Origin of the sequence: Microbacterium sp. (assembly GCF_041909575.1) — a bacterium.
Lineage (GTDB): Bacteria > Actinomycetota > Actinomycetes > Actinomycetales > Microbacteriaceae > Microbacterium.
The window spans coordinates 1-6,458 of the sequence record NZ_JAYRDE010000144.1; the positions used below are offsets into that span (position 1 = coordinate 1).

At 72.1% G+C, this 6,458-nt stretch carries 6 protein-coding genes; 4 read left to right on the forward strand and 2 right to left on the reverse strand.

The window, feature by feature from the left end; translation table 11 throughout:
• On the reverse strand, positions 1-615 hold a 615-nt coding region (locus ACE3O1_RS14370), incomplete at its 3' end, for a thiamine pyrophosphate-binding protein (RefSeq protein ID WP_374316200.1).
• A gap of 147 nt (positions 616-762) precedes the next feature.
• Here ACE3O1_RS14370 and ACE3O1_RS14375 point away from each other — a divergent pair.
• A complete protein-coding gene (locus tag ACE3O1_RS14375) occupies positions 763-1,062 on the forward strand; it encodes a hypothetical protein (protein WP_374316202.1) in 300 nt (99 codons plus the stop codon).
• Positions 1,063-1,160: 98 nt separating this feature from the next.
• Here the strand turns inward: ACE3O1_RS14375 and ACE3O1_RS14380 are convergent, their stop codons facing one another.
• The gene (locus ACE3O1_RS14380) at positions 1,161-1,865 is read right to left on the reverse strand and encodes an IclR family transcriptional regulator (RefSeq protein WP_374316204.1); all 705 of its coding nucleotides are present in this window, start codon (positions 1,863-1,865) and stop codon (positions 1,161-1,163) included.
• A gap of 142 nt (positions 1,866-2,007) precedes the next feature.
• Between ACE3O1_RS14380 and ACE3O1_RS14385 the strand changes: the two genes are divergently transcribed.
• From ACE3O1_RS14385 to ACE3O1_RS14395, 3 genes are all read left to right on the forward strand, one after another.
• Entirely contained in the window at positions 2,008-3,900 is a 1,893-nt protein-coding gene (locus ACE3O1_RS14385; RefSeq protein WP_374316206.1) for an FAD-dependent monooxygenase, read from the forward strand.
• Positions 3,901-4,078: 178 nt separating this feature from the next.
• Complete coding sequence (locus tag ACE3O1_RS14390; RefSeq protein WP_374316208.1) at positions 4,079-5,548, forward strand: NAD-dependent succinate-semialdehyde dehydrogenase; 1,470 nt, start codon at positions 4,079-4,081, stop codon at positions 5,546-5,548.
• 41 nt (positions 5,549-5,589) lie between these two features.
• Positions 5,590-6,458: winged helix DNA-binding domain-containing protein (locus tag ACE3O1_RS14395; RefSeq protein WP_374316210.1), on the forward strand; the 869-nt coding region annotated here is incomplete at its 3' end.

The window sequence follows — 6,458 nt, forward strand, 5'->3', positions numbered from 1 at the left end:
GCGACCGGCGAGCAGGAACGGGCGCTCCGCCGAGGCGAGCGCGGCGGCCAGGTCCTCGACGGCCCCCCGCGCGAACGGACCGGAGGGGGAGAGCGCGCCGGGCAGCCGGGGCTCCGGCGCGTCCGGCACGGGCCCCGCGTCGCGCGCCGCGACGTCGTAGGGGATCGCGAGGACCGTCGGCACCCGGTAGGTCAGCGCGTGCTCGATCGCGATGACGGTGGTGGCCGCGGCATCCGCCCGTCCCACCGTGTAGGTGCGCGCACCGACGGCCGAGGCGAGCGCGATCTGGTCGACGTCCCAGGGGCGCGGGCCCGAAGTGGGCTCCACCACCAGCACGAGCGGCACGTGCGCCTGCACGGCCTCGGCGAGAGCGGTCAGCGTGTTGGTGAAACCGGCGCCGTAGGTGGCCGTCGCCGCGGCGAGGCGTCCCGATGCTCGGTGGTAGGCGTCGGCGGCGACGACACCGCCGGCCTCGTGGCGCACGGCCGTGAACGAAGCCCCGGTCGAGCGCTCGAGGGCGTCGAGGAAGTAGGCGTTGCCGTTGCCCATGACCCCGAAGACGTGGTCGATATGGCGGGCAAGGGTGAGCGCGACGTGCGCGGAGACGGTCGGCATGAGGGAACTCCTGCAAGACGAAGAACGGGTGTGAGGCCGTATGTGTCTCGCGCGTCCGCGCTGCGTGCCCATTTTTCGAGCACCGGCTGGTTCATCCCCGCCGGACGACACGAGTATGCCACACGCCCGACCGGGCAAGATGGACGCATGAGGACCATCCAGCTGCGCCGGTACACGCTCGTCGACGGGGAGTACGACGCCTTCGTCGACTGGTGGCAGGAGTGGATGCCGCGCGTGCGCCCGGCCGCCGGGTTCGCCATCGAGTTCGCCTACGGGCTCCCCGAGACCAACGAGTTCGTGTGGGCCGTGAGCGCCGAGGGCGACGAAGAGGCGTTCCTCGCCCTCGAGAGGGAGTACATGGCCTCCGCCGGGCGCGCCGAGGCGTTCGCCGGAGTGCCGCAGCGGGTCGCGGTGTCCACCACGACGTTCGCCACGCCGTTCGCCTGAGCAACAACTCCTCAAGATCCGTCTCCGTTCCGCGGCCGCACCCGCGCCGGGCGCCGATCCCGCCCGGATCTGAGGAGTTGGTGCGGGGCTGAGCCGGATCAGGCGCCGAGCGCGGACCGGATGACGGCCGCCGAGCGTGCGAGACGGGCCGCGATCTCGGCGGGGGCATGCGGACTCGCGAGGTAGACGACCGCGACGGCGGCCGGCCCCCGGCCGCGGAGCTCGAGCGGCACGGCGACGGCGCGCAGGCTCGGGATGACCTCGTCGTGGCTCTCGAACCAGCCGCGGGACGAGGCATCCGCCACCTCCTCCCGCAGGTGCTCGTCGGCGCCGGCGGGCCACGCGCCGCTGGGGAGCACGGACAGGATCGCCTTGCCGGGCGCGCCACGGGTGACCGGATGCCGCGTCCCCGGCCGCTGCGCCACGGAGGCCACCGCGTGGCGCGGCTCGACGCTCGCGAGCGTCACGCACTCGTCGTGGTCGAGCACGCTGAGGAAGCACGTCATGCCGAGCTCGTTCGCGACCCCGGTGAGCTCGGGGAGGGCCTCGGCCTGGAGGTCGTGCGCGACGCCGGCGGCCAGGGCGGCCATCCGCGCGCCGAGTGCGACGCGGCCGTTCCCGTCGCGGGCGACGAGGCCGTGATCCTCGAGCGTGCGCAGCAGGCGGTAGGCGACGGAGCGGTGGACGTCGAGGCGGCGGGCGACCTCGTCGATCGTGAGGGACTCGCGTGCGTCGGCGAGCACTTCGAGGATCCGGATGCCGCGGCTCAAGGTCTGCGAGGCGGGCGGGCGATCTTCGGCCATGCGGCGGTCTCCCTTGCCTCCATGCGGGCGGGTCGTATACGATCTGTTCAATAGTAGAACGGTGTGTTCGAATATAGAACACATCCCCTCCCGTCGCAACGGATGCGCGACGTGGGGCGACACCGAGGTCGCGAGGAGTCCCATGCAGTTCCATCACCACGGCTACGTCTCGGGCGAGCCCCGCGTGCAGGACGCCGCCGGCACCGGTATCGACCGCCCCGCCGAGCTCCCCGACCGCACCGACGTCCTCATCGTGGGGTCGGGCCCGGCGGGAATGCTCCTGGCCGCGCAGCTGTCGCAGTTCCCCGATGTCACGACGCGCATCATCGAGCGCCGCGACGGGCGTCTCGTCCTCGGCCAGGCGGACGGCATCCAGCCGCGCAGCGTCGAGACCTTCCAGGCCTTCGGGTTCGCCGAGCGGATCGTCGCCGAGGCGTACAACATCGCCTACATGAACTTCTGGGGTCCCGACCCGGAGAACCCGCGCAACATCGTGCGCACGGCGCGCACCGAGGACTACGCGTTCAAGATCAGCGAGTTCCCGCACCTCATCGTCAACCAGGCCCGCGTGCTCGACTACTTCGCCGAGGCGGCCGCGCACGGCCCCGGGCGCATCGTCCCCGACTACGGCATCGAGTTCCTCGGCCTCACGGTGCACGACGAGGGGGAGTACCCCGTCGCGGTGCGCGTGCGCCACACCTCGGGTGATCGTGCCGGCGAGGAGCGCACCATCCATGCGAAGTACGTCGCCGGGTGCGACGGCGCCCGCAGCGGTGTGCGCGAGGCCATCGGCCGCACGCACGTCGGGGACTTCGCCGCGCACGCGTGGGGCGTCATGGACGTGCTCGTGAACACCGACTTCCCGGACTGGCGGACCAAGTGCGCGATCAACTCCACGGCGGGGAACATCCTCCACATCCCGCGTGAGGGCGGCTACCTGAGCCGCATGTACATCGACCTCGGCGAGGTCGCCGCCGACGACGACCACCGCGTGCGGCAGACGCCGGTCGAGGAGATCATCCGCCGTGCCAACGACATCCTGCATCCGTACTCCATCGACGTGAAGCAGGTCGCGTGGCACAGCGTCTACGAGGTCGGCCACCGGGTGACGGACCGCTTCGACGACGGCGACGACGGCCGCGCGCCGCGCGTCTTCCTCACCGGGGACGCCTGCCACACCCACAGCGCCAAGGCGGGGCAGGGCATGAACGTCTCGATGCAGGACGGGTTCAATCTCGGCTGGAAGCTGGGGCACGTCCTCGCGGGTCTCGCGCCGGCGTCACTGCTCGAGACGTATTCGGCCGAGCGTCAGCCGGTCGCCCAGCAGCTCATCGACTTCGATCGCGAGTGGTCCTCGCTCATGGCGCGCAAGCCTGAGGAGATCTCGGACCCTCAGGAGCTCGCGACCTTCTATCTCGGCACGGCCGAGTTCCCGTCCGGCTTCATGACCCAGTACGGCCCGTCGAGGATCGTGGCGGATGCCGCGCACCAGGAGCTCGCGCCCGGATTCCCCGTCGGCAAGCGCTTCACGTCCACCGAGGTCGTGCGCGTGTGCGACGGCAACGCGGTGCACCTCGGCCACCACGCGAAGGCCGACGGCCGCTGGCGCGTGTATGCGTTCGCCGACGCACCGGCGGCGGGGGAGGACTCCGCGCTCGCGGCCTGGGCGGAGTGGCTGGCCTCCGAGGCATCCCCCCTCACGCGCTTCACCCCGTCCGGGGCCGACGCCGACGCGGTCTTCGACGTCAAGGCGATCTATCAGCAGCGCTTCGACGAGGTCGACATCTCGCTCGTGCCCGATGTGTTCCTGCCCCGCACCGGCCCGCTCGGCCTGATCGACTGGGAGAAGGTGTACGCGGCTGCCCCGAGCGCGTGGACGAGCGCCGACATCTTCACCGAGCGCGAGCTCTCCCGCGACGGCGTCGTGGTCGTCGTGCGGCCCGACCAGTACGTCGCGGCGGTCCTGCCGCTCAGCGCGACGGACGAGCTCGCCGACTTCTTCGCCGGCGCCCTGACCGACCAGAGCACCCGTTGACCGCGTCCCCCGGCTGCATCGGCGGGGCTGTGGCAGGTGGGGGCGTACGGGCGGGAGAAAACGACCGGATGCCTGTACACGGCGTATATCGGCCCGGAGAGCAGGCCGAGGGCAGAATTGCCCGAGAGTCCACCAGAACCAGGGTGCCGCGGCATCCGGAACCGACGAGGGAGTCCCCGTGACCGAGAACCGTGAGACCGAGCTGCTGGCGTCCGTTCCCGACGGCCTGTTCATCGGCGGCGAGTGGCGTGCGGCCACGGGCGGGCGCACGCTGAAGGTCTACGATCCGGCGACGGGAGCGGTCGTCAAGGAGATCGCGGATGCCTCGCCCGAGGACGGCACGACGGCCCTCGACGCGGCGTCCGAGGCGTTCCCCGCATGGGCGGCGACGCCGGCGCGCGAGCGGGCCGAGATCCTGCGCCGCGCGTTCGACCTGCTGCAGGAGCGCAAGGAGGACTTCGCGCTCCTCATGACGATCGAGATGGGCAAGCCTTTGGCCGAGGCACGCGGCGAAGTGGCCTACGGCGGGGAGTTCCTGCGCTGGTTCAGCGAGGAGACCGCCCGCGTGCAGGGCCGGTACGGCGCGAACCCCGAGGGCACCGGCCGCATGATCGTGTCGCAGCATCCGGTCGGCCCCTGCTTCCTCATCACGCCGTGGAACTTCCCGCTCGCGATGGCGACTCGCAAGATCGCGCCCGCCTTGGCCGCCGGCTGCACCGTCGTGATCAAGCCGGCCGAGCTGACGCCGCTGACCACGCTCGCCTTCGCGAAGCTGCTCGAGGACGCGGGCCTTCCGAAGGGCGTCGTCAACGTCTTCACCACCTCGACCTCGGGCAAGGTGTCCGAGCCGATCATCCGCGACCCGCGGCTGCGCAAGCTGTCGTTCACCGGCTCGACGCAGGTGGGGCAGCGGCTGCTGGAGCAGGCCGCGCAGGGCGTGCTGCGCACCTCGATGGAGCTCGGCGGCAACGCCCCGTTCGTGGTGTTCGAGGACGCCGACCTCGACAAGGCCGTCGACGGGGCGATGCTGGCGAAGTTCCGCAACATCGGCCAGGCCTGCACCGCGGCCAACCGGTTCATCGTGCACCGCTCGGTCGCCGACGAGTTCGCCCGCCGGGTCACCGAGCGCGTGCAGGCGATGAAGATCGGCCGCGGCACGGAGGATGGTGTCGCCATCGGCCCCCTCATCAACCAGGACGCCGTCGACAAGGCCTCCGCCCTCGTCGCCGACGCCGTCAAGCGCGGCGCACAGGTGCGCACCGGCGGCAACGAGCTCGACGGCGCCGGCACGTTCTACGAGCCCACCGTCGTCACCGACGTGCAGCCCGGCAGCGACATCCTCCGCGAGGAGATCTTCGGGCCGGTGCTCGCGATCATCCCGTTCGACGACGAGGACGACGCCGTGCGCATCGCCAACGACACCGAGTACGGACTGGTGTCCTACGTCTTCACCGAGTCCCTCTCGCGCGGGCAGCGCATGATCGAGCGCCTCGAGACCGGGATGATGGGCCTCAACGTCGGCGTCGTCTCCAACGCCGCCGCGCCGTTCGGCGGCTGGAAGATGTCGGGCCTGGGCCGCGAGGGCGGCGCCGAGGGCATCCACGAGTACCTCCAGACGAAGTACACGCTCACCGCGAACCCGTTCTGACGCGTCGCCGGGAGGTCCGAGCCCCCGGGCATGATGGGGGGATGGATGCCGCATCCGTCCGCCACGAACGGCTCAGGTCCCATCGGCTGAGTGCGCCGGCGGCGACGGTCGCCGAGGCGGCGTCGCACATGCTCGCGACGCAGGGCCAGGAGTTCTGGGGCGGGCGCTGGGCGCTCGCCTCGCGCACCCGCGGCTGCGCCACGCTGCGCGACGTCGACGCCGCGTTCGATCGCGGCGAGATCGTGCGGTCGTGGACGATGCGCGGCACGATCCACGTCATCCCCGCGCAGGACCTCGCCTGGGTGCTCTCGCTGACGGGCGAGCGTCAGGCGCGGCAGGCCGCGTCCGTCCGCCGCGCCGAGGCGATCGACGACGCCGGGCTCGCCCGCGCCGAGGCGCTGACCCGTGCCGCGCTCGCCGGCGGCAACCGCCTCACGCGCAAAGAGCTGTTCGCCGTGCTCGAGGCCGGCGGCGTGAGCACGGCGCGCCAGCGCGGCTACCACCTGCTCGTCGCCCTTTCGCTGCGCGGGGTGGTCTGCCAGGGCCCGGTCGTCGCCCGCGAGGGCGGCCCGACGCGGGAGCAGCACATCGTGCTGACCGAGGAGTGGGTGACGGATGCCGCGTCCCCCGCCGACCCGCTCGCGGAGTTCTTCTTCCGCTACATCGCCTCGCACGGCCCCGCCGGGGCCCGCGACTTCGCGTGGTGGTCGGGGCTGCCGCTCGGCGTCTCGCGGGACGCGGCGCAGCGCGCGTCCGACCGGCTCACCGTCGTCGCCGACGAGCCCGAGCCGCAGTACGTCGCCGCACCGGCGCCGCGCCTCTCGCGAGCCGCGCCGCCGGTGCTCGCCCTCCCGCCGTTCGAGGAGTACTACCTCTCGTACGCCGATCGCTCGGTGCCCTGCGCACCGGA

Coding starts and splice junctions, on each gene's coding strand:
- ACE3O1_RS14385 (WP_374316206.1), top strand. CDS start 2,008: ATGCAGTTCCATCACCACGGCTACGTCTCGGGCGAGCCCCGCGTGCAG.
- ACE3O1_RS14380 (WP_374316204.1), bottom strand. CDS start 1,865: ATGGCCGAAGATCGCCCGCCCGCCTCGCAGACCTTGAGCCGCGGCATC.
- ACE3O1_RS14375 (WP_374316202.1), top strand. CDS start 763: ATGAGGACCATCCAGCTGCGCCGGTACACGCTCGTCGACGGGGAGTAC.